This is a genomic window from Pseudomonas sp. LB3P14 (assembly GCF_054898045.1).
On the sequence record NZ_CM142714.1, the window covers coordinates 2688425 to 2714519 of the forward strand.

The window sequence follows — 26095 nt, forward strand, 5'->3', positions numbered from 1 at the left end:
TCTGATTCCGTGCAGGCTGTCGGGGGATTCGGCGTTCAGTTGCGCCAACCAGACAGCCCTGCATTCCTCAGCTTCATCGCGACGAGTGCACGCATTCCCCTGTAGGAGGGGTGTATGCAAAACGGCTCAACGAGGATTTTCCGGCTTGTAACCCAATCGCAAACCACCCCAATGCCGGCCCTTGAGCATGATCGGCACCGAGAGGTCGTGCATCAGCTCACCGGTGTCGCGGGTGTAGGTTTGCAGCAGTACGGCCTGCTGATGGCTGCCACAGCGGATCCCGGTGCGGTCGGCGAATTTGCGTTTGGTGCGGTTTTGCAAGGTATCGACCTGCGCATCACCGGTCAGTGGTTGGCTGAAGGCTTTGTTGTGGGTCGGCACATAACCCTGCTGCGTGCAGGCGATGGCGAACACCAGGCCTTCATGGCGCGGCAACAACGGTTCCTGGATCGCCGGCAAGACCTGATCGGCATAGCGATCAAAGCGAGTCTGGTATTTGGCGGGGCTGGTGTTGGGAATGGCCTGGTAATTGCGATCAAACAGGTCATCGAGGCTGACGCGGCCCTCGTCGATATCCGCTTCAAAGCGCGCCGCAATCTGACTCGCGCCTTCGCGGGCCAGGTCATAAACCCGCTGGTGATAGTCATCCAGCCCGACTTCCGCGAGGCGTTCGCTGATGGTTTCGGCCTGACCTTCCATTTGCACCGCGGCCTGGGCCAGGCGCTGGGTCTGTTGATCACTGATCGCCAGGTCGCTGCGCATCTGTTCGATGGCGTGAAACAGGCTATCGAGTTGTTCGCGGTTGGTGTCAGCGCCCCTGGCGATTTCCCCGACCTGGCTTTCGACGCCAGCGGCCAGACGTGCAATGTTCTCCAGGTGCTGACCCGTGTGCTCGACCTGCTTGACGCCGGTATCGAGGTCGCTGGACAGTTGACGGATCTGCTCCACCACTTGCGCGGTGCGTTGCTGAATATCAGCGACCATTTCCCCCACTTCACCGGTAGCCGTCGCCGTACGCGCGGCCAGACCGCGAACCTCATCGGCCACCACCGCAAATCCGCGACCATGCTCCCCGGCCCGAGCGGCCTCGATAGCAGCGTTCAATGCCAGCAGATTGGTCTGGCTGGCGATGGACTGGATCACCAGGGTGACCCGTTGGATATCGTCACTGCGCAGGCTCAGGGCTTCGATCAGTTCACGGCTGTTACTGGCGCGCTGACTGAGTTGATGCATACGAGCGATGGACTTGATCAACTCCGTACGCCCTGCCGCGCTGCTCTGATGAGCCTCGCTGGCCGCACTGAGGGCTTCCCGACTGAGTTTCGAGGTGGATTGTTCGGTGGCGATCATCACCTCGGCGTTGCTGACGATCTGCGCCGCGGCACCGAGCTGCGATTGCAGTTTGTCGGCCAGTTGCTTGACCGAAAAGGCCACACCGGCGGCAGACAAAGCGTTATGACTGGTTGTATAGGAAAGATCGCGAGTCAACTCGGCAATTGCGCTGGAGCTGTCGGCGGGGGTTGCCTCAGGGATGGCGCGCGAGCGCAAACGAGGTAGCCAGATAACCAGCATGGCCAATGGCAGGCCAAGGTAAAGCGACCAGCCTCCCAGCGTCATGCCGCACAACAAGAGCATCAGGGCGATGCTTTGCAGGGTCGGCGTCAGCCAAAGGTTTTTTGGCAAAAGCACGGGTGCAGGCACCGCCGCAACCAGCGATCCGTCTCGCGTCATCTTCGTCACCCCACCCATCATTCTAATTGTTGTATCGGCATTAAACGCCACTACAAGGCCATTATCTATGGTCCATTAGTAGTGGGCGTTGCAGCAGATCAATAGAAGTGCGCGGGATTTCTGCAGACGAAAAAAAGCATCGCGGGCAAACCTTGCTCCTACAGGAGTGAGGCTTGCCCGCGATGCGGGCGTTACGAAATCAGGCCTGACGCTGGTGCTTGTCGATCTGTTCGTGACGCTCTTGAGCTTCGATGCAGTACTTGGTGGTCGGGCTGATCAGCAGGCGCTTCAGGCCAATGGCCTCGCCGCTGTCGTCGCACCAGCCAAAGCTGTCTTCCTTGATGCGTTCCAGAGCCTGTTCCAACTGAGGCAGCATGCGCTGGTCGCGATCGATCGCGTTCACCAGCCAGGTGCGCTCTTCTTCAACAGAAGCAGCGTCAGCCGGATCGGCCGGGGTGTCCAGGCTTTCGATGGCGATGCGGTTCTGTTCGATGCGCTCATGGGTTTCGACTTTCATGTTCTGCAACAGCTCAGAGAAAAAAGCATGTTGCTCGGCATTCATGTAGTCATCCGCCGGCATGGCCAGCAACTTGTCCTTTGTCATTGATATCTCTATAAAAAAACGTGCATTAAGGCGAATTAGGGAGCGTTCCGGCGGACCTGGTCTGGCCATCGGAAAGGCGCCGTTTATTCCAAGCGCCACCCGGCACTCAATTTACGAGGGGCGGCAGTCTAAGGCCGACTTGAGGCCTCAGCAACTGAAAAGACAGCGAATTTGTCCGACAAAGCCCAGAAAGTGCTCTATGGCAACCTTTGCGATGGTTATCGGAGTGCGTTTATAGCAAGAAATTCAATCGAGCGGCTGTATATAGAAGACAAACGGCTGCGCCACGCGGGTCAGGCGTGGCGCATTGGTTGTTTTATCGGCGGCTCAGCGCTTGAGTTTGCGCTTGTTGCGGTACTGATCGATGACCACTGCCACCACGATGATCAGGCCTTTGATGATGTCCTGAATGTAAGCATCGACGCCAACAAAGGTGAAACCGCTGGCCATGACCCCGAGGATCAGTGCGCCGATGACCGTGCCGGTAATGCGTCCTACGCCACCGGCCAGGCTGGTGCCGCCGATCACTGCCGCGGCAATCGCGTCCAGCTCGTAAGACATGCCCATCCCGGCCTGCCCGGTCGCGGCCCGTGCCGAAGCCACCACACCCGCCAGGCCTGCCAGCAAACCGGCGATGCTGTAGACGATCACCAGATGCCGCTTGACGTTGATCCCCGAGGTACGCGCCGCCTGCATGTTGCCGCCGATGGCGTAGGTGTACTTGCCGTACTTGGTGTAACGCAGGGCGATGTGAAAGATCACCGCGACCACCAGGAAAATGATCACCGGCATCGCGCCGTGTCCGATAGCGGTGTAGGAATCCGAGAGCATGCTCACCGGCTGGCCTTCGGTGTAGTAACGCGCGAGGCCACGAGCCGAGACCATCATGCCGAGGGTGGCAATGAACGGCGGGATACCGGTAATAGCAATGATGCTGCCGTTGATGGCCCCCGCCAGCAGTCCCACCCCAAGCCCGGTAATCACCGGAATCCATACCGGCAAGTCAGTCAGCGACGGGAACACCGCCCGGGCGAAGTCCGACGTCTGGGCCAGGCTGGCAGCGATCATCGCCGACAGCGCCAGCACCGAGCCGGACGACAGGTCAATGCCGGTGGTGATGATGACCTGGGTCACGCCGATGGCCAGCAGGCCAATGATCGACACCTGCAGGATCATCAGCACCAGACGCTGGGAGTTCATCAGGAAGCTCTGGTCGCGCACGATCCAGCCAAACACTTCAAAGACCAGGCCGATGCCAATCAGCACCAGGAAAATACTCAACTCGGTCGGAAAGCGCCGGCGACTCTTGACCGGTGCCGTTGCTGGCTTGTTTTCCAGTATCGCGTTCATAAACACTCACCCTTCTATCGCGTCGCCGACGTTGGCCACCGCCACCGCCGGCATCCATTAGTGAACCGCGGACATGCCCGAGGCCAATTGCATCACTCGTTCCTGGGTCGCTTCGCTGCGGTCGAGGGTGCCCATCAGGTCGCCCTCGTGCATGACCATCACCCGGTCGCTCATGCCGAGCACTTCCGGCAATTCCGAGGAAATCATGATCACCGCCATGCCTTCGCTGGCGAGGTAGGAAATGAGCCGGTAGATCTCGACCTTGGCGCCGACGTCGATACCGCGGGTCGGTTCGTCGAGAATCAGGATCCGTGGGTTGGTCATCAGCCAGCGCGCCAACAAAGCCTTTTGCTGATTCCCGCCGGACAAGGTGTCGATGCACTGCTCCAGCGACGGGGTTTTGACCCGCAGCTTCTTGCACATGTCTTCGCACAAGGTGCGCAGGGCTTTTTGCTGGATGAAACCGTGGCCGGCGTAATGCGGCAACACCGCCATTTCCATGTTCTCCAGCACCGACAGGCACGGGAACAGGCCGCTGAGCTTGCGATCCTCGGTCAGCAATGCGAAGCCCTTCTCGATCGCCATGTGCGGATCGCTGATGCGCACCACTTCGCCGTCGAGACGAATCTCGCCACCGTCGCTCGGCGTGATACCGAAAATCGCTTCGGCGACGTTGGTCCGCCCCGAGCCCATCAACCCGGCGATGCCGAGGATCTCGCCCGCATGCAGATCGAAGGACACGCCTTTGAAAATGCCGTCCAGTTTAAGGTCGCGCACCGACAGCAGCAGATCACCGATCGGCTGCTCGCGCACCGGGAACAACTGGCTCAGCTCGCGGCCGACCATCATCGAAATCAGGCTGTCGCCGTCCATACTGTCGGCCCGCTGCAGGCCGATGTAGGCACCGTCACGGAACACCGCCACTTCATCGGCGATGCTGAACACTTCGTTCATTTTGTGGGTGATGTAAATGATGCCTTTGCCCTGACGCTTGAGGTCGGCAATGATCGAGAACAGATGGGCGACCTCCTTGTCGGTAATGGCCGAGGTCGGCTCGTCCATGATCAGGATGTCGGAATCGTAGGACACCGCTTTGGCGATCTCGACCATCTGCCGTTCGGCGATGCTCAGGTTGCCGACCTGCTCTTCCGGATCGAGGTTGATCCGTAGGCGTTCCAGCAGTTGCGCCGTGCAACGGTGCATTTCGCGGTGATCGATCATGTGCAGGCCATTGAGCTGCTCACGGCCGATCCAGATGTTCTCGGCGATGCTCATGTGCGGCATCAGGTTGAGTTCCTGGTGGATCATCGCGATCCCGGCCTGGAGCGCTGCCAGTGGCGTTTCGAAGACCACCGGTTTGCCCCTCAGGCGCAGTTCACCGGCGTCCGGCTGATAGATGCCGGCAATGATTTTCATCAGGGTGGATTTGCCGGCGCCGTTTTCGCCCATCAGGGCCAGCACGGAACCGGGGCGTACCCGAAGCTGTACATCGGACAAGGCCACCACACCGGGAAATCCCTTGCTGACGTTGATGATCTCCAGCAGGTACGGCTCATCGACAGGTGTTGCAGTTGGCTGGATACCCACCAACGGGGTGCTCGAAGCAGTCGCTGAAGCGAACATGATCAGGTACTCCATCAGCAAGGTCGCGGTCGCAACCTTGCGTATTTATTGTTGTTATTGAACGGACAGGCTATTTGAACGTGTCGACGTTTTGCGGGGTGATCAAGCGGTATGGCACCCACACGGCCTGTTCAACCGGCTCGTTTTTGGCCATTTTCACTGCAGTGTCGATCGAACCGTCCGCCTGACCCTTGGCGTCCTGGAACACCGACACCGTCATGTTGCCTTTCTTGATCGCGTTCAAGCCGTCCGGCGTACCGTCGACACCCGCGATCAGTACACTGCCCTTGTCGACGCCGGCCTGTTGCAAGGCCATCGCGGCACCAATGGCCATTTCGTCGTTGTTGGACACCACCGCGTCAAACTTGCGGCCCTGGGTCAGCCAGTCGTTGACCAGGGTCATGCCTTTATCCCGTGACCAGATCCCGGTCTGCTCTTGCTCGATCTTGATGTTCGGGTATTTGGCCAGCACGTCTTTGACGCCCTTGGTGCGGTTGGTGGTGGAGTTGTTCGCGAGGTCGCCCAGCAGAATCACGATATCGCCCTTGCCACCCATTTTGTCGGCCAGGTACTGCATCTGCATTTCACCGGCCTCCAGATCGTTGGAGGCTACAGTGACCACGCCTTTGGGCAATTTCAGGTCATCGGGGCGGCGATTGACGTAGACCAGCGGGATACCGGCCTTGACGGCGGCTTCGGTGATTTTTTTGGTGGCGGCGGTATCCACCGGGTTGACCACGATGGCATCGACTTTCTGGCTGATGAAGTTTTCGACCTGGCTCAACTGCTTGACCACGTCGCTGCGGGCGTCTTCGAATTGCAGCTGGATGCCCTCGGGATAGGACTTGGCTTTCTTGTCCATGGATTCGCGCAGGTAGGTCAGCCAGGTGTCATCGAACTGCGACATGCTGACGCCGATCTTCATATCGGCGAGTGCAGCGCCGCTGGCGAACATCAGGGACAAGGCAAGTGAGGCGAAACGGATCTTGGTCTTCATGAAAAGTCTTTCTCCACATTCTTGTTGGTTTTATGGATGAGGCGTGACGATTTCAGTAAGCAGGCAAGCGGGAAACGGATTTAAACAGGCTGTGAGGCAGGTCGTTGAAAATGACTTTATTGGAAAATAATTTCTATATCAACTAATTTTAGAATTTTATTCTGATTTTATTCCATGGCTTTCGAACGGGCTCAATGCCACCACTTGATGACGCTCGAAGCTCAGTCGCGCAGCGTCTAGCACGCGAGTGGTCGCCAGTGCATCACGGGCGTCCACAGGCAGTGGGCCACCGCTCTGCAACGCGGCTTGCAGCTGTAAATAGAACTGATTCCAGCAACCGCGCTCGGAGGGAACTCGTTCGCGCACTTCGCCCTGTTCGAACCAGCCCCATCGGCGATGCTCTTCAACGCCCCAGCGTTCACCTTCGGATTTGGGCGAGAGCCCGGCGAGCGCCGAGGCTTCCTGCCCGTCCAGACCATCGACGCTATAACAGCCTTGGGTGCCGGTCACCCGAAAGCGCGGGCCGGGGGTGTTTTGCAGGCAACTGCCGCCCAGGTGGGAGGTCACGCCACTGGCATGGGTCAGGGACATAAAGAAGCCGTTATCGAAGACCTGGCCTTTTTCCAGATAATCCAGTTCGGCGTAGACCCGTGTCACCGGACCGAATAAAAGCAACGCCTGATCCACCAGATGACTACCGAGATCTCGCAGGAAGCCACCGCCACTGCCGTTGTTCACCGCTTGCGGTGAGTAACGCTCGATCCGCGATTCGAAACGGGTGATCTGGCCAAGCGCACCGGATTCGATGAGTTTGCGCACGGTAAGGAAGTCCGAGTCCCAGCGACGGTTCTGGTAGACACTGAGCTGCACGCCCTGGCGCTCGGCCATGGTGATCAGGGTTTGCGCCTGCTGCGCGTCAGCGGCGAACGGTTTGTCGCTGACCACCGCCACACCGTGTTCGATGCCATCGAGCACCAGCGCCGGGCGGCCCTTGAGCGGAGTGGACACCACCAGCACATCGATCCCGGCCTCAACCAGTTGGCCGATGCTGTCGAACGCGGGCACCCCTGGGTGCTCGGCCGCCAGCAACTGTCGGCGCTCAGGTGAACGGGTGACCACACCCACGAACTTCGCCGCCGGCAAACTGCTGATCAGCGGAGCATGGAAAAACCGGCCACCATGGCCGTAACCGACAAGTCCGATACGCATGAAAGAATTCTCCTTATGATCGTTCCCACGCTCTGCGTGGGAATGCCGCCATGGACGCTCTGCGTCCGCCGTTATGTGACGCAGAGCGTCACGGGATGCATTCCCACGCAGAGCGTGGGAACGATCAGTTACTGGTTACTGGCACAGTTCGCGGGTCACACGCTCGAGCATCATCCGGTTGGACTCATCCGGCCGGTCTTCCCAGGCAAACACCGAAACTGTCGCAATACCGTCGAACTGAATCTCGCGCAAGGTGCCGAAAAACGCGTCCCAATCGACTTCGCCCTGACCGATGTCCAGATGCTGGTGCACGGTGGCGACGACACCCGGCGGGTTGACGATGTAGCGCAACCCTGAAGACGCCTTGTGGTTGTAGGTATCGGCGATGATCAAGTGGCTCAGTTTGGAGCCAGCGTACTTGAGCATCGAAGCGATATCGCCTTTGCCATCGTCATAGAAGAAGGTGTGCGGCGCCGCGTAGAGGTAGTTGATCCACTCGCGATCCAGACCGCGAATGATGTCCACCGACTCGTTGTTGCGCTCGCAGAAGTCGTAAGGGTGGGCCTGGATATCAAGCTTGATGCCTTCGCGCTCGAACTCCGGGATCAGCTCGTCCATCGAGCGCATGAACTGGTTCTCGCAGACCAGCGGGTTGTCCGACTGGCCGGTGAACTCGGTGTTGACCAGCTCGCAGTCCATCTCCACGGCAATCTGGATCGCCCGCTTCCAGTTGCGTACGGCGGCAACTCGCAAACCTTCGTCGGCAGCGGCCCAGTGGTACATCGGTAATAAGGAAGAAAGTTTGACGCCGGTGTCGCTCAGGGCTTTGCGAAATTCCTTGATCCGCGCCTTGTCGACTCGCGGGGCTTTGTAGAACGGCAGGAAATCTTCCCGGGGCGAGAGTTCGATGTGTTCGTAACCGAGTTCGGCGACTTTATCGACCATCTTGCCCAGGGACAGGGTGCGGTACATGTAGGGGTCTAGTGCGATGCGCATGTTCTTGTTCTCCTTCATCCGACGCTGATCGTTCCCACGCTCTGCGTGGGAATGCATCAATGGACGCTCTGCGTCCGCTTTTGGGACGCGGAGCGTCCCGGGCGGCATTCCCACGCGGAGCGTGGGAACGATCATGTGTTAGCCGTAAAAGTGGGGGCGCTTAGGCAGCCCAACTTTGACAATCTGCCCACTATTCTGCGCTTCGATACACGCATCCGCCGCCACCGCCGCCGCAAACCCATCCCATGCCGAAGGCCCACCCACCTGCCCTGCCCGCACACCATCGATGAACGCTTGCAACTCGACGTCGTACGCCGCGATGAAGCGATCCTTCCAGTCCATCAGAATCGCGTTGGACAACTTCGCCCCGCTGCGCAACTGAACCTGCGACGGCTCCGGCAGTTTGGCGATGCCGGTCTCCCCCACGACTTCGCACTGGATGTCGTAGCCGTATTGGCAGTTAACGAACACTTCCACGTCGATGCGCGTGCCTTTGGCGGTTTCCAGCAGCACGATCTGCGGGTCTTTCAAATGCGCGAGCGCCTTGCTGCTCTTGCGCGGGAACACCACTTGCACCGACACGTAATCGTCGTCGAGCAACCAGCGCAACACGTCCAGTTCATGGATCAGCGTGTCGGTGATCGCCATGTCGGTCTTGTAGTTTTCACCCACGGTCGGGTTGCGGTGCGCGCAGTGCAACATCAACGGCTCACCAATCTGACCGCTGTCGATCACTGCTTTAAGTGCCCGATAACCTTGGTCATACGGACGCATGAAGCCGACCTGCACCAGGCGCTTGCCATGGGCCACTTCGGCTTCGACGATCTTGCGGCAGCCTTCAGCGGTGACCGCCAGCGGCTTCTCGCAAAACACCGGTTTGCCGGCGGCAATCGCGGCCAGCACAAACTCTTCGTGGCTCGGGCCCCAGGAGGTGACGAGGATCGCTTCGACCTCGGGCGCCTTGATCAGCGCGTGGCCGTCGGGATAGACCTCGGCGGTCAGCTTCAGGTCGGAAACGACGTTCGCTGCTTGTTGCAAGTTGATGTCGGTGACCGCGACCACCTGGCTGTTGAGCAAGGTCTGGCTGCAACGACGAATGTGATCCTGGCCGATGGCCCCGGTACCGATGACGCCGATTCGCAACGAATTAGAAAGCAAAGACATGTAGAGACTCCTAAATTTTTAGTTGTTCGTTTCAGGGGCAATCAGTACTGACGGGCCTTGGCCAGTCGTTCATTCAGGGTCTTGGCCACCGCATCGGTGCGAGCGCTGGTGGAGACTTGCGCGACGCCGACCCGCCACCACGACAGGTATTTGTGAATCATGGTTTTGGGCAGAACCTTGATGTCGATCAGCGTCGACACCGTCTGCAATCGCGCATCGGCCAATGCCGCTTTCAGTTCTGCGACCGTGTTCACTTTGTAAGTTTTGCAGCCATAGGCCGCCGCACTCATGGCGAAATCCACCGGCACGAAACCGCCATCCAGCTTGCCGGTTTCCGGGTTACGGAAGCGGAACTCGGTGCCGAAGCTGTCCATGCCGTGTTCCATCTGCAAGTTGTTGATGCAACCGAACGTCATGTTGTCCAGCAACACCACGTTGATTTTGCGTCGCTCCTGAATCGAGGTCGCCAGCTCGGAATGCAGCATCATGTAAGAGCCGTCGCCGACCAGCGCATAGACCTCGCGCTCAGGCTCGGCGAGCTTCACACCCAACGCGGCGTTCACCTCGTAACCCATGCAGGAATAGCCGTACTCGACGTGATAGGTGTTCACCCCCTTGCTGCGCCAGCTGCGCTGCAAGTCACCGGGCAGACTGCCGGCGGCGGCGACGATCACTGCGTCATCGGCGAGGGTTTCATTGAGCACACCGAGCACTCGGCTCTGGGTCAGGCAAGAACCGGTCAGCTCGATGAATTCGCGCAGCACCGCCGGGTCCATGTGGTCGTTGATTTCCGGGATGAAGTCTTTGCTCTGGTATTCGACCTGAGAGAGGCGGTCGACTTCCTCGTCCAGTTTCGCCTTGGCCTGACGCGGTTGATCGCCCCACGCAGAACGGTAATCGCCCAAGGCTTCAGCCAAGGCTTGCAACCCGACGTTGGCGTCCGCCAGCAGTTGCACGCCATCGAGCTTCAGGGCATCGCAGGGGCTGATGTTCAGGTTGAGAAATTGCACGTCCGGATGCTGGAACAAGGACTTTGATGCGGTGGTGAAATCGCTGTAGCGCGTGCCGACACCGATGATCAGATCCGCATCCTTGGCCAACAGATTCGCCGCCAGACAACCGGTTTCACCCATCCCGCCGACGTTCAGCGGGTGACTGGACACCACTGCACTTTTGCCGGCCTGGGTTTCGGCGAAGGGAATATCGAAGCGCTCGGCAAACGCTTGCAGGGCGGCATTGGCGCCGGAGTATTTGACCCCGCCACCGCAAATGATCAGCGGTTTGCGCTTGCCTTTGAACAGCGCCAAGGCATCGCCGAGCATCGCTTCGGTGGCCGGACGACGCTCGATGCGGTGCACGCGTTTTTGCAGGAAATAATCGGGGTAGTCGTAGGCCTCGGCTTGCACATCTTGTGGCAAGGCCAGGGTCACCGCGCCGGTTTCGGCAGGGTCGGTGAGCACACGCATGGCGTGGATCGCCGCCGTCATGAGTTGCTCGGGACGGTTGATGCGGTCCCAGTATTTGCTCACGGCCTTGAACGCGTCGTTGGTGCTGATGCTCAGGTCGTGGAACTGCTCGATCTGTTGCAGCACCGGGTCCGGTTGGCGGCAGGCGTAGACATCGCCGGGCAACAGCAGCAAGGGAATGCGGTTGGCGGTCGCCGTCGCGGCGGCGGTCAGCATGTTCGCCGCGCCCGGCCCTACTGATGAAGAACAAGCGTAGATCTTGCGCCGCAGGTGTTGCTTGGCGAAACCGATGGCGGCGTGGGCCATGCCTTGCTCGTTGCGGCCCTGATGGACGATCAGGTCACCACTGTCCTGCTCCAGGGCCTGGCCCAGGCCCAGCACGTTGCCGTGACCGAAAATGGTAAAGATCCCGGCGACGAATTTGCTTTGAACCCCATCGACCTCGATGTACTGGTTATCGAGGAATTTCACCAGGGCCTGGGCCATGGTCAGTCTTGTTGTGGTCATAACCGCACCTTTCAGGCCAAAGAGTTCTTCAGGTGATCCATGCTCGCGCCGATCGCCTGCTGGATATCCACCAGGCCGTGGACACTGTCGGCGAACGGTTCGAACGACAGATAGCCGCTGTAACCGCTGCTGAGCAAGGTGTCGATTTGCGCCGCGTTGCCGAGGATGTCGCCCTCGCCCACCAGCACCCGGTGGCCGTCGCGGATGGTCGCCAACGGTGCCTCGGCATCCTCGACACCGGAGATGTGCACCAACCCGGTCAGCTCGGGGAAGAATTCATGCTCGCCGGCCAGGTGATGGTGAAAGGTGTCGTGAACCAGACGAAACACATCCAGCCCGCCGACGGCCTTGATCGCCTCCACCGCCGTGCGTTTACGGCGCAGCGAGCACTCTTCAAAACCCAGCGGCTCGATGAAACCGAGAATGCCGTGTTCGCGCAGGATCGGCGCCAGTTCACTCAACGCCGTGCGCAGACCTGAAGCCCGTGCGGCCTCGTCACGCGGGTCGGCACGGTCGTTGAGCGGACACATGACCAAACCTTGAGCGCCGCAATCCCGGGCATAAGCGGCGAGCTTCAAGGCGTGTGCGCGGCGCTCGTCATTCCACACATCAAACGGATACAGCGCGTTGATCGACAGCACGGTAATGCCGTTGGCGGCACACAACTCACGGACGCGCTCGGGTGCGGTGCCGTCTTCGATCTCGACCCCTCTAAGGTCGTTGCGAATTTCGATGGCGTCGGCCTTGAGGGTCACCGCCAGCTCGATGAACGCGGGCAGGGACAAACGTGGGGCGACCATACGGTTCAGGGCGAAACGCAGGGGTTTACTCATTTTTGTTGTTCTCCGCTCAGGTGAATTATTTGGCCGTCGGCATACTGAATTCAGGGCCCTTGGCGATGCTGTCAGGCCAGCGCTGCATCACGCTTTTGTAGCGGCTGTAGAAGCGGATGCCTTCTTCGCCGTAAGCGTGGTGATCGCCGAACAGCGAACGCTTCCAGCCGCCGAAGGAGTGCCAGGCCATCGGCACCGGAATCGGCACGTTGATGCCGACCATGCCGACCTTGATTGTGCGGGCGAAGGCTCGGGCGATGCCGCCGTCGCGGGTGAAACAGGACACACCGTTGCCGAATTCGTGGGCGTTGATCAACGCGACGGCGCTGGCGAAGTCCGGTACCCGAACGATGCCCAGCACCGGGCCGAAAATTTCCTGTTGGTAGATGCTCATTTCAGTCGTCACGTTATCAAACAGCGTCGCACCGACGAAGAAGCCGTTCTCGGCCCCCGGCACCTTGAAGTTGCGGCCGTCGACGATCAACTGCGCGCCCTGGGCCACGCCTTCGTCGATGAAGCCTTCGACTTTGGCCTTGTGCTCGGCTGTCACCAACGGCCCCATGTCGCTGTCGCCCTTCAGGCCGTTGCCGACTTTCAGTTGATCGATACGCGGCAGCAGTTTGGCAATCAGTGGGTCGCCGACATCGCCCACCACCACGGCAATCGAAATCGCCATGCAGCGCTCGCCGGCCGAGCCGTAAGCGGCACCGATCAAGGCATCGGCGGCTTGATCCAGATCCGCGTCGGGCATGACGATCATGTGATTCTTCGCCCCGCCCAGTGCCTGCACGCGCTTGCCGCGCGAGGTGGCTTGCTGGTGGATGTACTCGGCAATCGGCGTCGAGCCGACAAAGGAAATCGCCTCAATGTCCGGGTGTTGCAGCAACGCGTCGACCGCGGTCTTGTCACCCTGAACCACGTTGAACACACCGTCCGGCAAACCGGCTTCGCTCAACAGACGGGCCATCAGCAAACTGGCGGACGGATCGCGCTCGGACGGCTTGAGGATGAAGCAGTTACCGGTGATCAGTGCCAGCGGGATCATCCACAGCGGCACCATCACCGGGAAGTTGAACGGCGTAACGCCGGCACACACGCCCAGCGGCTGACGCAGGTTCCAGTTATCGATGCCGCCGCCGATGTTGTCGCTGAAATCGGTTTTCAGCAGGTTCGGCGCCCCGCAGGCGTACTCGACGATTTCAATGCCACGGGTGACTTCGCCCTTGGCGTCCGAAAACACCTTGCCGTGTTCGCGGCTGATGATTTCTGCCAGCTCATCGTGATGAAGGTCGAGCAATTCCTTGAACTTGAACATCACCCGCGAACGGCGCAGGGACGATTGCTCGGACCACTCCGGGAAGGCTTTCAGGGCCGAGGCGACGGCTTCGTCTACGGTCTTCTGGCTGGCCAGCCCGACGCGCGCCTGAACGCTGCCGGTGGCCGGGTTGAAGACGTTGCTGAACCGCTCGCTGCTGCTGTCTTGCACTTGACCGTGGATGTAATGGCCGATTACCGGGGCGTTGCTCATTGATCGTGTTCTCCGTGCAAAGGTAGGAATTCAGGCTTTTTAGTTCAGAGATCAAGCAGCCAACTGTGCTGCGGATCGTTATGGAACTGCCAGACTCGTTTCGGGCCGGCCATCACGTTCAGGTAATACGACTCGTAGCCGTACGGCACGCTGACCGGGTGGTAGCCCTTGGGCACGACCACGAGGTCGCTGTTTTCCACGACCATGGCCTCATCGATGCTGCGATCGTCGGTGTACACCCGCTGGAACACGAAGCCCTGGGGCGGATTGATCTGGTGGTAATAGGTTTCTTCAAGAAAGCTCTGGTGCGGCAAATCGTCGGTGTCGTGTTTGTGCGGCGGGTAGCTCGACGAGTGACCCGACGGCGTGCGCACTTCCACCACCAGCAGCGAATGGGCCGGTTCGGTGTCCGGCAGAATGTCGCAGACGTAACGGGTGTTGGCGCCTTTGCCGCGCACGCTGCGTTTCATGGTGTCGGGTTTGATCAGCCGCGGGCCGAGGCCATTGCTCGTCGAACCGGGTGCGGCGCACACAGCGATCTGCACGTCGCTGAGCGCCACCACTTGCGCCTGACTGCCAGGCGGCAGGTAAGCGGCGAAGGGTGATTTGTCTTCGAACACCGACTGACGATCGCCGATGTTGTCCCAGTCGAACGCGCCCTGCCCTGGCGCTTCGCCCTTGATGCTGACCCGGCCGCTGAGCAGCACCAGGCACAGTTCTTTATCACCGGCCGACACCGGCAGGGTTTCGCCCAGGCTCAAGCGGTAAGCGGCGAAGCCGACGTATTCCAGCTCACCTTTACCCAGCTCGACCATGGTCCGGCCACGGGCATTGCTTTTGACCAGCAGGCTCATCACTTAGTCCTCTCGTCGAGCAGCGCACGCAGGGTGTCATAGCCTTTTTTGGCGTAGACGTAACTCGGTGCGACTGCTGGGTCCTGTTCGGCTTCGACCACCAGCCAGCCGTGGTAATCGGCCGCCAGCAGCACGTCGAGCAAGGCGCCGAAGTCGATATCGCCATCGCCGGGCACGGTGAACGTGCCGTTGATGATGCAGTCCGGGAAGCTCCACAGATGGTTGCGTGCCAGTTGCACCACCGGTTTGCGCACGTCCTTGAAATGCACGTGGCAGACGCGTTCGATGTGTTTGCGCAGCACCTGCAACGGTTCGCCGCCGCCCATGTAGCAATGGCCCGAATCGAACAGCAGACCGACTTCACTGCCGGTCAACGCCATCAACTTGTCGATGTCCGCCGGGGATTCGACGTAGGCGCCCATATGGTGGTGATACGCCAGGCGCACGCCTTGGGACAGGGTGAAGCGTGCCAGCTCAGTGAGCTTGTCGGCGTATTCCTGCCAGGCGTGTTCGGTGTGGAAACGCGGGCGCTCAACCAGCGGAATGCGCTGGCCTTGAATGGAGTCGGCGACTTCACCGTACACCAGCACCTTGGCGCCGTTCTTCGCCAACAGCTCGACATGGCTGCCGATGGCGTCGATTTCTTCGGCCACCGAGCGGCGGGCCAGACGGCTGGAATACCAGCCGGACACCAGCGCCAGATCATAGGGGCGCAGTACATCGCCGACACCCTTGGCGTCCTTGGGGAATTTGCCGTTGAGTTCGAAACCTTCGTAGCCGATTTCCTTGCCTTCGCTCAGGGCGGTGCTCAGCGGCGTCTCCCCACCGAGGGACGGCAGGTCGTCGTTGCTCCAGGAGATCGGGTTGATGCCAATTCGAATAGCGGGCATGGCTGCACCTTTATTTTTGTTTTCTAAATTACCGTTGAGTCTGAGGCCGCCTTCGCGGGCAAGCCTCGCTCCTACATTCGGTTGTGCATGTTCATGCGTTGTGTGTACGCCACAAAACCCTGTAGGAGCGAGGCTTGCCCGCGAAGAACGATAACGCGGTGTTTCGTCAGGCCCGGGCCGTACGCCAGGCATCGATCAATTCGACGAACGTACCCTGCACCTGACGGATCAACGCTTCGTCATCGATTTCACCGGCCAGCCACGCTCGGCTCGGCTCCTGGAAAATCGTCCGGCCCACGGCGAAACCACGGCAAGTCTGGCTCTGGCTCGCCTGTTGAAACCCTTCGGCCAGTGCCGCTGCCGGTGCATTCAGCCCCAGCAACACCACGCCACGGCAGTACGGATCACGCTCCTGAATCAGCTCGTCGAGTTGTTTCCACTCCTCGGCGCTCTGCGCTTCGATCTTCCACCACGCCGGGTAAATGCCCAGGTTGTAGAGGCGTTTGAGGGCGCGATACAGCACGTCCGGATGGGTCGATGGATGATCCTTGGGCGGGATGATTTCCAGCAGCAGCTCATGACCACTGACCTGGGAGGCTTGATACAAACCCTTGATCTGCGCTTCCTGTTCAAGTCGCAACAGCGGCTCGTCGTCGGGGTGGAATTGCACCAGGCACTTGATGATTTGTTCCTGCGGCCAGGCGATCAAGTTGCTGCCAATGGAGCGCCCATGTTCGAAAGCCAATGGCCGCGAACCCTGCACTTCCACCGGCCGCGCCACCCACCAGCCACGACCGGTGGCCGCGTTCAGCGAGTCCTGCCCGAAGCGCTGATCGGCCAGCAGCCCGACATCGGCCTCGACGCCTTGCTTGCGCAAATCGGCTTCGACCCGCTCCACGGCCTTGATAAAGAGTTGTTTGAGTTCGCAGATGGCGTTCAGGTCGCGACCGCCCTTGTGCGCCAGTTCCACCAGTTGCCCGCGATGGTCGAAGGCAAAAATGAACAGTTGCTTCCACTGTTTGCGCGGCACGCTGACCTGATGCAGACGCTGCAACACCGCGTCCTGATCCGGCCGGGTAATCGGCACCGGGCTGTTAAACAGATAGTCGAGTTCGGCGCGGGTCGGCATGGCCGGGGCGCAGGCATGGCGCGACACCACCAGCCCGCCGCAGGCATTGGCCAACTGGCAGCAACGCTCGTCGCTCTCATCCTCCAGCCAACCGCTGAGGAAACCCGACATGAAGGCATCGCCGGCCCCCAGCACATTCAAGACTTCCACCCGAACGCCGGGATAAATGGCGCCGTCTTCGAGACGCTCCGGAATGACTCCGTGAATCACCGTGCAGCCTTGCGGGCCGAGCTTGACCACCAGGGTCGCAGCGCTCACGCGCCGCACATTGCGCAGCGCGGTGAGCAGATCCTCGGAACCGCCGGCAATCAGAAACTCTTCCTCGGTGCCGACGATCAGGTCGAAACGCGGCAGGATTTTCTGCACGTGCTGGCTGACGTTCTGGTCGGCGACGAAACGGGTTTCGCCGTCGGCCTTTCCGGCCAGGCCCCAGAGTACCGGGCGATAGTCGATGTCCAGCACGCGCTTGACGTTGTGCTTCTCGGCGTAATCCAGCGCCTGGATGCTCGCCTTGTAGACGCCGTCGGTGGAGAAATGGGTGCCGGTGATCAGCAAGGCTTTGCTGGAGGCAATAAAGGCTTCACTGATGTCTTCTGCCCGCAGCGCCATGTCGGCGCAGTTTTCGCGGTAGAAGACCAAAGGAAAGGTTTCGCGATCCTTGAGGCCCAGCAGAACCATGGCGGTCAGGCGTTCCGGATCGACCTTGATGCCGCTGACCTCGCAGCCTTCGCGGGTCAGGGATTCAACGAGGAAGCGGCCCATGTGGTCGTCCCCTACCCGGCTCAGCATCGCCGATTTCAGACCCAGCCGAGCCGTGCCGAAAGCGATGTTGGCGGACGATCCACCGAGGTATTTGGCGAAGCTTGAAACATCTTCCAACCGCGCTCCGACTTGCTGCGCATAGAGGTCGACGCCAAGGCGCCCCAGGCAAATCAGATCCAATTGACGCCCACTGGCAAAACGAGTCTGGCCCATGCTGGCTCCTGTTATTTTTATCAGCCTGTTCGGGGCGATGGTCGCGCCGAACACTCTTGGTGGATGCAGACTAAAACGTCCGGGACCGAATAATCAATAATTATTCCAAATATTTTTTACGTGGAATATTTTTTCCAATAAGCTTTGGTACAAGCGTTCCAGAGACAGTGCATCGTTTCAGCACACCTCGTACTGACTGCAAGCTCAAGATTTTATTCCGGCCTACCCTGTAGACTGCGCACAGCCAACCTATTGTCAGGGGATGACGTTCTCTGTCGTCCCTATAAGAACAAGCCAGAAGGATTCCTTATGACCCGCACCGATCAGCCGGCGACGACCGAGAGCACGCCCGACAGCGATCTCGCCAGCCCCCCGATCAATGCCGAACGTCTGCTGCAGCTGATCACCAACGAGTACGAAAGCCTGCCGCGCCAGCTCAAGCGCATCGCCAGTTACATGAGCCAGCAGAGCGACCGGATCATGGTTGACCGCATCAGCGACATCGCCCGCGAGTGCGAAGTGCACCCCTCGGCGATCGTGCGGTTTTCCCAGCGCTTCGGGTTCAGCGGCTTCAGCGAAATGCAAGCGCTGTTCCGCGAGGCCTATACCCACAAGACCACGCCGGTTCAGAACTACCAGCAGCGCATTCGCAGCATGATCGCCAACAAGTCGCAGAAGGCCAGCGGCGGCGACCTGGCGCGCGAGTGCATCAATGCGACCCTCTCAGGCATCGAACGGCTGGGACTCGAACTGGATGACCAGGCCTTCGACAAAGCCGTAGACCTGGTGGTGAATGCCGACAACATCTACGTGGTCGGGGTGCGTCGTTCGTTCGCGGTGGCCGACTACCTGGTCTACAACCTGCAACACACCAACAAGCGCATCCATTTGGTCTCGGGGCTCGGCGGCAGCTACCGCGAGCAGATGCGCAGCGTGCGCGCCAATGACTTGGTGATCGCCATCAGCTTCACGCCCTACGGCAAGGAAACCCAGCATTGCCTGCGCATTGCCCAGCACCATCAGGCAAAAACCCTGATCATCACCGACAGCAACCTCTCGCCCCTGGCCAAGCGCGCCAACACCGTGCTGCTGGTCAACGAAGGTAGCTCGTTTGCCTTCCGTTCGTTGAGTGCGACGCTGTGCCTGTGCCAGGCGCTGTTTATCGCCGTGGCGTATCGGCTGGAATTGAAGGTCGATGAGATTCACGAACAGGTCGGCTTCGAAGATTAGCGCCCACGCCGTTTGCAGCTCGCTGAAGCTAAACTAAGGTTGTCCATCCCGAAATGGACATCTGAAGGAGCGGTTCAATGAAGCTAATCGGCATGCTGGATTCACCGTACGTGCGGCGCGTCGCCATCTCTGCCAAACGCCTTGGCATCCCTCTGGAACACCAGTCGGTTTCGGTGTTTCGGCATTTCGAGCAATTCCAGCAGATCAACCCGGTGGTCAAGGCCCCTACCCTGGTGCTGGACGACGGTGAAGTGTTGATGGACTCGACGCTGATCATCGATTACCTGGAAGCGCTGGCCAGTCCCTGCAAGAGTTTGATGCCGGGTGATCTCGATCAACGACTGCGCGCGTTGCGCCTGATCGGTCTGGGATTGGTGGCCTGCGAGAAATCCGTGCAGCTCTACTACGAACGCAACCTGCGCCCGGCGGAAATCCAATTCGAACCGTGGGTGGAACGGGTCGAAGAGCAATTGGCGGCGGCGTATTCGGCGCTGGAGCGGGAGTTGGAAAAGCAGCCGCTCAAGACTGACGGTTCGATTGATCAGGACGGAATTACCTTGGCGGTGGCCTGGAGTTTTACCAACCTGGTGGTGCCGGATCAGGTTGAGGCTGCGCGGTTTCCGCTGATCAGCGCGTTTACCGCGTATGCCGAGGGGCTTGAGGTGTTAGTCAGTACACCGATCGAGTGATGGTTTGAAGATCAAAAGATCGCAGGCTGCGCCAGCTCCTATAGGGATCCGCATACACCCGTAGGAGCTGCCGAAGGCTGCGATCTTTTGATCTAAAACGCCGCTTCTACCAAAGGCAGAAGCGGCAGAGGCCCCAGCGTAAATCAGTGCATGAACAGGGCGATCAGGATGATGATCGGGATCGGTACGCCGAGAAAGAACAGCAGTAATGAGCGCATGAGAGTTCTCCTGGGTTAGCGAACAGGCAGTGGAGTGGTGGTCACGTAATCGTCGGTTTCCAGATACACCACGGCATCCCGACGACGGCCACCAAAGGTTGCAGCGAGGCTGGCGAAAAACGCACCGATCAGCAGCGCAATGAACATCCACAACGAGGTCCACGCAGCGACCTTGGCGGCGGTGTCAGCGGCTTGTTGGGCGGCGAGTTTGGCGTCGGCCACGGCCTTCTGGGTGCGGGCATACACTTCATCAACGCGACGTTCAGCGTCGGCTTGAGTAAGGTTGGTCCGTTGAGCCACCAGTTGCGCCAGATAGGTACGATCTTCGGCTGCCAGTTGACCGTTATTGCTCAGACTGCGCACAAAGATGCGGGTCACGGTGCCACGGGCGGCCTCATCGCTGACGGCGGCCGGACGATCATCGCGGAACAGGCTGTCGATGAAGTAACCATATTGGTCACTGTCGGTCTTGCCGGCCGCGGTACTAGCAGCCTGAGTCGCTGCATTCGCCGCACCACCGACCACACTCGCCCCGGCTTGCACGCCACCGCTGACAATGCTGCTGACCGAGCCAACGACCAATGTCGCGGTCACCAACGTCGCCACGCACCAGGCCAGAAAACCATGGGCGGTGTCACGGAAATAAACCTCATCGCCATGCATGTTCGCCCACTTCACCCGCAGGCGACCAGCGATGTAACCGCCGAGCCCGGACGCCACGATTTGAGTCGCGGCCAGCCAGACGATTGTTGAAATCCCCAAGCCCTTGGCGCTCACCCCTTCGTTGGCCCACGGCGAAACCGCCGAAAACCCCAGGCCAAAACCGAGTAGCACCAAAATCAGTGACAACGCCGCCGCCGCAGCGGCCCCGGCGAAAATAGCGCCCCAAGACACGCCAGAGAGCGTGCTTGATTCTTCTGCGGCAGGATAGAAACCATCAGGGGATCTATTCATTGTTATATCGCTCCAGGCAGGAAAGATGGTGTTACAACTCTTCAATGAAGGAAGTGCAGTCACCGTGCCAGTCGCCTACTTTTAATAAATCGCTGTATTTCAATTACTTATAAAGTTTGAACTTCCCATGGCCATGCAATTTGCAAGGAACCGGTCATAGCAGCGGGTTTTATGCATTGAACAAAAAGGTACCTGCATGAAGTTTTATTTAGAAAGCCTGCACTCATTTCTTGGCAAAATGCCGCGCAACGTTGTGAACTCTTAATCAGGCCCGCCCTATGACCCGCATCTTGACCATCGAAGACGACGCCGTGACTGCCCGGGAAATCGTCGCCGAATTGAGCAGCCACGGCCTCGACGTGGATTGGGTCGACAACGGCCGCGAAGGTCTTGCGCGCGCGGTCAGTGGCAACTACGACCTGATCACCCTCGACCGCATGCTGCCCGAGCTCGATGGTCTGGCGATTGTCACCACGCTGCGGACCATGGGCGTGGCCACGCCGATCCTGATGATCAGCGCCCTCTCCGACGTCGATGAGCGTGTGCGCGGCTTGCGCGCTGGCGGTGACGACTACCTGACCAAACCGTTTGCCACCGATGAAATGGCCGCCCGGGTCGAAGTCCTGCTGCGCCGGCAGAACACGGTGACCGCCCAAGCCACCACGTTGCGGGTGGCGGATCTGGAGCTGAACCTGATCAGCCATGAAGCCAGTCGCGACGGTCAACTGCTGACGCTGTTACCCACCGAATACAAGTTGCTGGAATTCCTGATGCGCAACACCGGGCAGATTCTGTCGCGGATGATGATTTTCGAAGAGGTCTGGGGTTACCACTTCGACCCCGGCACCAACCTGATCGACGTGCACATCGGCCGGCTGCGCAAGAAAATCGACCCGCCAGGCAATGCCCCACTGATTCGGACCGTGCGAGGCTCGGGTTATGTCATTGCTGAACCCCTCTAACGGCTGGCGCTCTTCCAGCAGCCGTTTGCTGGCGCTCTACAGTTCGCTGTTCGTGCTCTGGAGCGGGATCCTCATGGGGGTCATGTACTACGAGGTTTCCGCTTACCTGGACAACCTGGCCAAACACTCGCTGATGCAACGTCAGCATCTGTTTTCTCGCTTTTCGGGTGAACAACTGGCAGACGCGCTCGCCGTCAGCATGACCTTCGACATTCGCGGCATCGACGCCTATGGCCTGTTCGATAACCAGCATCGCTACCTCAGCGGTGCTCTGCAGCATATTCCCGAAGGCCTGCCGCTGGACGGCAAGATCCACATGCTCAGCGACTGCGCCGATTCCGACGACCCGACCTTGCCCGCCGACAGCTGCGACGCGGTGGCGACCCAGACCAAGGACGGACGCTGGCTGGTGCTGGTGCGGGACAACGGTTCGTTGTTCGCCGTGACCCGGATCATCCTGCATGCGTTGTTCTGGGGCGTGACGTTGACGATCCTTCCGGGCATCGCCGGTTGGCACTTGCTGCGCCGCCGGCCACTGCGGCGAATACGCGGGATTCAGGCCAGCGCCGAGGCCATCGTCGCCGGCGACCTGACCCGGCGACTGCCACTGTCCAATCGCCGCGATGAGCTGGACATGCTCGCCGCCATCGTCAACGCCATGCTTGAGCGCATCGAGCGCTTGATGAACGAGGTCAAGGGCGTCTGCGACAACATCGCCCATGACTTGCGCACGCCGCTGACCCGCCTGCGGGCGCAGCTGTACCGGATTCAGCAGCAGGCTGACGACGGTTCGACGCTGGCCGTGCAACTGGATTCAGTGCTCGGTGAGGCGGATACCTTGATGGCGCGTTTTCGAGGGTTGCTGCGGATTTCCGAGTTGGAAGATCGCCAGCGCCGCTCGGGTTTTGTGCAGCTGGACCCGGTGCCGCTGTTGCGAGAGCTGCATGACTTTTACCTGCCGTTGGCGGAGGAAGGTGAGCTGGTTTTTCAACTGCAATTACCGGAGTCGTTGCCTGCGTTGAACGGTGATCGAGCGCTGTTGTTTGAGGCGGTGGCGAATTTATTGAGCAACTCGATCAAATTCACACCGCCGGGTGGCGAGGTGATTTTGCGTGGGATCAGTGACGGTGGGCATACGCGGATCGAAGTGCTCGACTCAGGGCCTGGTATTCCGGTGGCTGAGCGAGAGGCGGTGTTTCAACGGTTCTACCGCGCCGACGGCGGTAATCAGAAAAGCGGGTTTGGGTTGGGGCTGTCGATCGTTGCGGCGATTGTGAGCTTGCATGGGTTTACGCTTGAGGTGGGCACCAGTGAGCTTGGAGGAGCGCGGTTGGTGCTGGATTGCCAGCAAAGCTTGATCCCCCCCGCTTGATCGTTCCCACGCTCCGCGTGGGAATGCCTCAAGGGACGCTCCGCGTTCCAGCTCTAGAAAGGGACGCGGAGCGTCCCGGGCTGCGTTCCCACGCGGAGCGCTCATCGTTCTACACAACTCTCGATGAGCGCACGCTGGGCGTCTAATGCGATAACAAACTCACGTATTCGTTGCATCCCTATCCACATGGCCTTGGGGCCGGGAGGTCCGTCATTTTTACGCCCCAAGTAGCCTCCCAGGCTCGTGACCAGTAAAACCATTTCTCCTAAAGAAGGGGGCGCAGTGGGCGGTTGGCACCGTTTGACCACGATATAGGCTGCTTTCCACTCCGAAGCCTCAAACACCATCTCGCAGCTTAGATCGGGACAAGCACGTCCCAGCATCAGGCTGTACAGCACACGCCAGGTCGTGATCAGGTACAAACCAATGCAGGGCAACAACCGTTCCTCGGTCTCCAGCTGCAATCGACTGACCTGACAACCATTCTTCAGCACATTGAAAAACACTTCGATAGACCAGCGTACCCCGTACCACTCAACCACGGTGCTCGCCTGCTCCAGGCTAGTGACCGGCAGACTGGTCAGCAGCAGCCACTCCAGAGGTTCAACACCGTCTATGGCGTTTTCTTCACGGGCCAACACAGCATTGATCGAGACGCTGGGCAATTTATAACCCGGCCTGTCGGGGGCACGCAGGGTCACGGTTGCCGCGCGCAAGGTGACATCAGCCAGTCGGGCGGGGCGCTGGGGACGAGCTTTGACTTCAACCTTGAGTGTTCCCAAGGACGGTGCCTGATCCAGTGCCGACCACAACTTCCCGTTGTCAGCCCCCAGCAAGCGCCTGTCTTGAGCCGCCCGCACGATCCATTGGGCCCGGGTGTCTGGACTGAACTCTTGATGATCAACAAACCATTCGTACAGATCGCCCTCAGCATCGGCGAGGTTGACCACCAGGGTCTGCGGTAGCTGCCCCTGAATCGCGCAACTGGTTTGATAACTGTCAATCCAGCGCTGACTCTCTTTCTCATCAATCCCTTTATCTCGGCGCTCATGGCGGGGGCTCGGTTTATCGCGGCTCCACCACTGAGCATCGACGACGCCCAGACAAATACGTTCGGGGGTAAAGGCAATGGTTGGGTGCAGACGTCGAGAAAACTTCTTCTGCGCCTTGATCGTGCCCATCCCTTTGGGACCGAGATTGACCCATTTGTCCATCTCGGTCGTGTCTTGCGCCAACAGCACCACGGGACTGCTTTGCATCCGTTGCAGGGTCGCGTCCTGATGGGGCCGCAACACCTTCTGGAACGTGACTTTCTCATTATCAAGAAATCGATAAGCCGCCGTGGTTTCTGCCAGCCCTCGACAAGCGGTCGGGATGCTGTTGCCGGGATGATCGGCTAGGCGTCCTAAAAAGCTGGCGAGCCTGGCATTTAAACGGCCATCACCCAAGTCGGCGGTTTTCATTTCGTCCTGTGCCCAATTCAATCTTCGTTCTCCATTTCTTCGAGTTTCAAAAATACTTGAAAACAGAGTTATGTAGAACGATGAGCGCGGAGCGTGGGAACGATCAGTCCAGGGTCAGGCCGGATAGTTGGCCCGCAGAGCTTCAAGACCGCCCTGATAAATACCAGTGAACAGCGCCACCACTTCTTCGTCAGTCACACCTTTAGCGGTAAACCGCCCCGACCACGTCACCCGAGCCCCCTGCCCTTGCGCTTCAACCCTGATAGTCGCCAGATAGTCAGTGGCCGGAAACGGAGCCTGTAGGATCGAATAGCTGTAAGTCTTCCCAGCGTTATCAAACGCCTCTAGCCGCTCAACCACCACCGCCCCATCCGCCGTTTGCAGGCTACGCACCCGTCCGCCTTCACTCAGTTCGCTTTTCGGAATGAACGGCAGCCAGTCCGGCAGCGTGTCGAAGCCTCCGATCAATTGCCAAACCTCATCGGCCGAAGCCGGGATATCAATAAACGCTGTTGCAGTAGCCATGTAATGCCCTCTCTCAATCAATAAGGTTCAAATCGCCATGCTGTCGACAACACCACCGTCGACCCGCAACGCCGCGCCGGTAGTGGCCGAAGACAGCGGCGAGGCAATGTAGGCCACCAGGTTGGCGACTTCCTCGACATCCGCCACGCGCTGGATGATAGAGGTCGGCCGGGCCTTGCGCACGAAGGCGTCGGCTTCTTCGCGGGCGCTACGACCCGATGCGGCGGTGGCGTCCTTGAGCATCTGCTCCAGGCCGTCGGTGAAGGTCGGACCGGGCAGGATCGCGTTGACCGTCACCCCGGTGCCCGCCAGCCGTTTGGCCAGACCATGGGACACCGCAAGGTTGGCGCTTTTGGTCACGCCATAATTGAGCATGTCGGCCGGGATGGCGATGCCGGATTCCGAGGACAGGAAAATCACCCGGCCCCAGCCCTGCTTGACCATGTCCGGCACGTAATGCCGTGACAGGCGCACGCCGGAGATCACGTTGACCTCATAGAAGCGCGTCCACTCGCTGTCCGGCGTGTCGAAGAAATCCACGTCGTTGAAGATCCCGAGGTTGTTCACCAGGATGTCCGCCCGTGGTTCGGCAGCGAACAACTGTTCGGCGCCTTCAGCGGTGCCGAGGTCTGCGGTCAGGCCACGCAACTTCGCGTCCGGCACGCTCTGGCGAATGCTCGCCAGTGCCTGTTCGACCTTGGCCGTCTCGCGGCCGATCACCACCACCGTGGCGCCCGACTCGGCCAGCGCCTTGCTGATGCCCAGGCCAATGCCAGCGGTGCTGCCGCTGACAATGGCGAGTTTTCCAGTCAGATCGATCTTCATG

The 26095-nt window shown here is 59.7% G+C and carries 22 protein-coding genes; 4 read left to right on the plus strand and 18 right to left on the minus strand.

Annotated features, from left to right (window positions below; genetic code table 11):
* Positions 1 to 126 precede the first annotated feature (126 nt).
* The 14 genes from ACYZT5_RS12445 to ACYZT5_RS12510 form a co-directional block, all read right to left on the minus strand.
* A complete protein-coding gene (locus ACYZT5_RS12445) occupies positions 127 to 1752 on the minus strand; it encodes a methyl-accepting chemotaxis protein (protein WP_462051361.1) in 1626 nt (541 codons plus the stop codon).
* A gap of 178 nt (positions 1753 to 1930) precedes the next feature.
* Positions 1931 to 2335 carry a TraR/DksA family transcriptional regulator gene (locus ACYZT5_RS12450; protein WP_007907888.1) on the minus strand — a complete coding sequence of 135 codons (405 nt, stop codon included), beginning with the start codon at positions 2333 to 2335 and terminating at the stop codon, positions 1931 to 1933.
* A gap of 327 nt (positions 2336 to 2662) precedes the next feature.
* Positions 2663 to 3685 (minus strand): ABC transporter permease, encoded by a 1023-nt coding sequence (locus tag ACYZT5_RS12455; protein WP_282377835.1) that lies wholly within the window; start codon positions 3683 to 3685, stop codon positions 2663 to 2665.
* Between the two features lie 57 nt (positions 3686 to 3742).
* Positions 3743 to 5308, minus strand: coding sequence for a sugar ABC transporter ATP-binding protein (locus tag ACYZT5_RS12460; protein ID WP_462051362.1), 1566 nt, complete (start codon positions 5306 to 5308; stop codon positions 3743 to 3745).
* Positions 5309 to 5378: 70 nt separating this feature from the next.
* Positions 5379 to 6305, minus strand: coding sequence for a sugar ABC transporter substrate-binding protein (locus tag ACYZT5_RS12465; protein ID WP_462051363.1), 927 nt, complete (start codon positions 6303 to 6305; stop codon positions 5379 to 5381).
* 156 nt (positions 6306 to 6461) lie between these two features.
* Positions 6462 to 7514 carry a Gfo/Idh/MocA family protein gene (locus ACYZT5_RS12470; RefSeq protein WP_462051364.1) on the minus strand — a complete coding sequence of 351 codons (1053 nt, stop codon included), beginning with the start codon at positions 7512 to 7514 and terminating at the stop codon, positions 6462 to 6464.
* 135 nt (positions 7515 to 7649) lie between these two features.
* On the minus strand, positions 7650 to 8510 hold the full coding sequence (locus ACYZT5_RS12475) for a sugar phosphate isomerase/epimerase family protein (protein ID WP_462051365.1): 861 nt from the start codon (positions 8508 to 8510) through the stop codon (positions 7650 to 7652).
* Between the two features lie 138 nt (positions 8511 to 8648).
* Positions 8649 to 9674 (minus strand): bifunctional inositol 2-dehydrogenase/D-chiro-inositol 1-dehydrogenase, encoded by a 1026-nt coding sequence (gene iolG, locus ACYZT5_RS12480; protein WP_462051366.1) that lies wholly within the window; start codon positions 9672 to 9674, stop codon positions 8649 to 8651.
* 41 nt (positions 9675 to 9715) lie between these two features.
* Entirely contained in the window at positions 9716 to 11647 is a 1932-nt protein-coding gene (gene iolD, locus ACYZT5_RS12485; protein WP_462051367.1) for a 3D-(3,5/4)-trihydroxycyclohexane-1,2-dione acylhydrolase (decyclizing), read from the minus strand.
* Between the two features lie 11 nt (positions 11648 to 11658).
* Positions 11659 to 12480: a TIM barrel protein gene (locus ACYZT5_RS12490; RefSeq protein ID WP_462051368.1), complete on the minus strand. Its 822-nt coding sequence runs from the start codon at positions 12478 to 12480 to the stop codon at positions 11659 to 11661.
* Between the two features lie 25 nt (positions 12481 to 12505).
* Entirely contained in the window at positions 12506 to 14008 is a 1503-nt protein-coding gene (locus ACYZT5_RS12495) for a CoA-acylating methylmalonate-semialdehyde dehydrogenase (protein WP_462051369.1), read from the minus strand.
* Between the two features lie 44 nt (positions 14009 to 14052).
* On the minus strand, positions 14053 to 14862 hold the full coding sequence (gene iolB / locus ACYZT5_RS12500; RefSeq protein ID WP_462051370.1) for a 5-deoxy-glucuronate isomerase: 810 nt from the start codon (positions 14860 to 14862) through the stop codon (positions 14053 to 14055).
* Positions 14862 to 15752 carry a myo-inosose-2 dehydratase gene (iolE, locus tag ACYZT5_RS12505; RefSeq protein WP_462051371.1) on the minus strand — a complete coding sequence of 297 codons (891 nt, stop codon included), beginning with the start codon at positions 15750 to 15752 and terminating at the stop codon, positions 14862 to 14864. The genes iolB and iolE overlap by 1 nt, the downstream gene beginning before the upstream one ends.
* A 166-nt stretch (positions 15753 to 15918) precedes the next feature.
* A complete protein-coding gene (locus tag ACYZT5_RS12510; protein WP_462051372.1) occupies positions 15919 to 17856 on the minus strand; it encodes a bifunctional 5-dehydro-2-deoxygluconokinase/5-dehydro-2-deoxyphosphogluconate aldolase in 1938 nt (645 codons plus the stop codon).
* 309 nt (positions 17857 to 18165) lie between these two features.
* Between ACYZT5_RS12510 and ACYZT5_RS12515 the strand changes: the two genes are divergently transcribed.
* Together ACYZT5_RS12515 and ACYZT5_RS12520 are read left to right on the plus strand one after the other, a co-directional pair.
* Positions 18166 to 19086, plus strand: a complete 921-nt coding sequence (locus ACYZT5_RS12515; RefSeq protein ID WP_033057626.1) for a MurR/RpiR family transcriptional regulator — start codon at positions 18166 to 18168, stop codon at positions 19084 to 19086.
* A gap of 77 nt (positions 19087 to 19163) precedes the next feature.
* Positions 19164 to 19775: a glutathione S-transferase family protein gene (locus ACYZT5_RS12520; RefSeq protein WP_462051373.1), complete on the plus strand. Its 612-nt coding sequence runs from the start codon at positions 19164 to 19166 to the stop codon at positions 19773 to 19775.
* Positions 19776 to 20008: 233 nt separating this feature from the next.
* Here ACYZT5_RS12520 and ACYZT5_RS12525 read toward each other — a convergent pair whose 3' ends face one another.
* Positions 20009 to 20947 carry a hypothetical protein gene (locus tag ACYZT5_RS12525; protein WP_462051374.1) on the minus strand — a complete coding sequence of 313 codons (939 nt, stop codon included), beginning with the start codon at positions 20945 to 20947 and terminating at the stop codon, positions 20009 to 20011.
* Positions 20948 to 21225: 278 nt separating this feature from the next.
* Here ACYZT5_RS12525 and ACYZT5_RS12530 point away from each other — a divergent pair, with 278 nt between their 5' ends.
* Positions 21226 to 21909 (plus strand): response regulator transcription factor, encoded by a 684-nt coding sequence (locus ACYZT5_RS12530; protein ID WP_462051375.1) that lies wholly within the window; start codon positions 21226 to 21228, stop codon positions 21907 to 21909.
* A complete protein-coding gene (locus tag ACYZT5_RS12535) occupies positions 21887 to 23281 on the plus strand; it encodes a sensor histidine kinase (protein ID WP_462051376.1) in 1395 nt (464 codons plus the stop codon). The genes ACYZT5_RS12530 and ACYZT5_RS12535 overlap by 23 nt, the downstream gene beginning before the upstream one ends.
* A 101-nt stretch (positions 23282 to 23382) precedes the next feature.
* Here ACYZT5_RS12535 and ACYZT5_RS12540 read toward each other — a convergent pair whose 3' ends face one another.
* The 3 genes from ACYZT5_RS12540 to ACYZT5_RS12550 all read right to left on the minus strand — a co-directional run bounded on the left by ACYZT5_RS12540 (position 23383) and on the right by ACYZT5_RS12550 (position 26094).
* Positions 23383 to 24744, minus strand: a complete 1362-nt coding sequence (locus ACYZT5_RS12540; RefSeq protein WP_462047420.1) for an IS4 family transposase — start codon at positions 24742 to 24744, stop codon at positions 23383 to 23385.
* 114 nt (positions 24745 to 24858) lie between these two features.
* Positions 24859 to 25269 carry an SRPBCC family protein gene (locus ACYZT5_RS12545; RefSeq protein WP_462051377.1) on the minus strand — a complete coding sequence of 137 codons (411 nt, stop codon included), beginning with the start codon at positions 25267 to 25269 and terminating at the stop codon, positions 24859 to 24861.
* Positions 25270 to 25296: 27 nt separating this feature from the next.
* The gene (locus tag ACYZT5_RS12550; protein ID WP_462051378.1) at positions 25297 to 26094 is read right to left on the minus strand and encodes an SDR family NAD(P)-dependent oxidoreductase; all 798 of its coding nucleotides are present in this window, start codon (positions 26092 to 26094) and stop codon (positions 25297 to 25299) included.
* Between the last annotated feature and the right edge of the window lies 1 nt (position 26095).

Bases quoted from the DNA above. Each gene is read 5' to 3' on its own strand.
- ACYZT5_RS12545 (WP_462051377.1), bottom strand. From the start codon at position 25,269: ATGGCTACTGCAACAGCGTTTATTGATATCCCGGCTTCGGCCGATGAG.
- iolG (WP_462051366.1), bottom strand. From the start codon at position 9,674: ATGTCTTTGCTTTCTAATTCGTTGCGAATCGGCGTCATCGGTACCGGG.
- ACYZT5_RS12475 (WP_462051365.1), bottom strand. From the start codon at position 8,510: ATGCGCATCGCACTAGACCCCTACATGTACCGCACCCTGTCCCTGGGC.
- ACYZT5_RS12465 (WP_462051363.1), bottom strand. From the start codon at position 6,305: ATGAAGACCAAGATCCGTTTCGCCTCACTTGCCTTGTCCCTGATGTTC.
- ACYZT5_RS12520 (WP_462051373.1), top strand. From the start codon at position 19,164: ATGAAGCTAATCGGCATGCTGGATTCACCGTACGTGCGGCGCGTCGCC.
- ACYZT5_RS12445 (WP_462051361.1), bottom strand. From the start codon at position 1,752: ATGATGGGTGGGGTGACGAAGATGACGCGAGACGGATCGCTGGTTGCG.
- ACYZT5_RS12515 (WP_033057626.1), top strand. From the start codon at position 18,166: ATGACCCGCACCGATCAGCCGGCGACGACCGAGAGCACGCCCGACAGC.
- ACYZT5_RS12455 (WP_282377835.1), bottom strand. From the start codon at position 3,685: ATGAACGCGATACTGGAAAACAAGCCAGCAACGGCACCGGTCAAGAGT.
- ACYZT5_RS12490 (WP_462051368.1), bottom strand. From the start codon at position 12,480: ATGAGTAAACCCCTGCGTTTCGCCCTGAACCGTATGGTCGCCCCACGT.
- ACYZT5_RS12550 (WP_462051378.1), bottom strand. From the start codon at position 26,094: ATGAAGATCGATCTGACTGGAAAACTCGCCATTGTCAGCGGCAGCACC.
- ACYZT5_RS12540 (WP_462047420.1), bottom strand. From the start codon at position 24,744: ATGAAAACCGCCGACTTGGGTGATGGCCGTTTAAATGCCAGGCTCGCC.
- ACYZT5_RS12530 (WP_462051375.1), top strand. From the start codon at position 21,226: ATGACCCGCATCTTGACCATCGAAGACGACGCCGTGACTGCCCGGGAA.
- ACYZT5_RS12525 (WP_462051374.1), bottom strand. From the start codon at position 20,947: ATGAATAGATCCCCTGATGGTTTCTATCCTGCCGCAGAAGAATCAAGC.
- ACYZT5_RS12450 (WP_007907888.1), bottom strand. From the start codon at position 2,335: ATGACAAAGGACAAGTTGCTGGCCATGCCGGCGGATGACTACATGAAT.
- ACYZT5_RS12460 (WP_462051362.1), bottom strand. From the start codon at position 5,308: ATGTTCGCTTCAGCGACTGCTTCGAGCACCCCGTTGGTGGGTATCCAG.
- ACYZT5_RS12470 (WP_462051364.1), bottom strand. From the start codon at position 7,514: ATGCGTATCGGACTTGTCGGTTACGGCCATGGTGGCCGGTTTTTCCAT.
- ACYZT5_RS12495 (WP_462051369.1), bottom strand. From the start codon at position 14,008: ATGAGCAACGCCCCGGTAATCGGCCATTACATCCACGGTCAAGTGCAA.
- ACYZT5_RS12535 (WP_462051376.1), top strand. From the start codon at position 21,887: ATGTCATTGCTGAACCCCTCTAACGGCTGGCGCTCTTCCAGCAGCCGT.
- iolD (WP_462051367.1), bottom strand. From the start codon at position 11,647: ATGACCACAACAAGACTGACCATGGCCCAGGCCCTGGTGAAATTCCTC.
- iolB (WP_462051370.1), bottom strand. From the start codon at position 14,862: ATGAGCCTGCTGGTCAAAAGCAATGCCCGTGGCCGGACCATGGTCGAG.
- ACYZT5_RS12510 (WP_462051372.1), bottom strand. From the start codon at position 17,856: ATGGGCCAGACTCGTTTTGCCAGTGGGCGTCAATTGGATCTGATTTGC.
- iolE (WP_462051371.1), bottom strand. From the start codon at position 15,752: ATGCCCGCTATTCGAATTGGCATCAACCCGATCTCCTGGAGCAACGAC.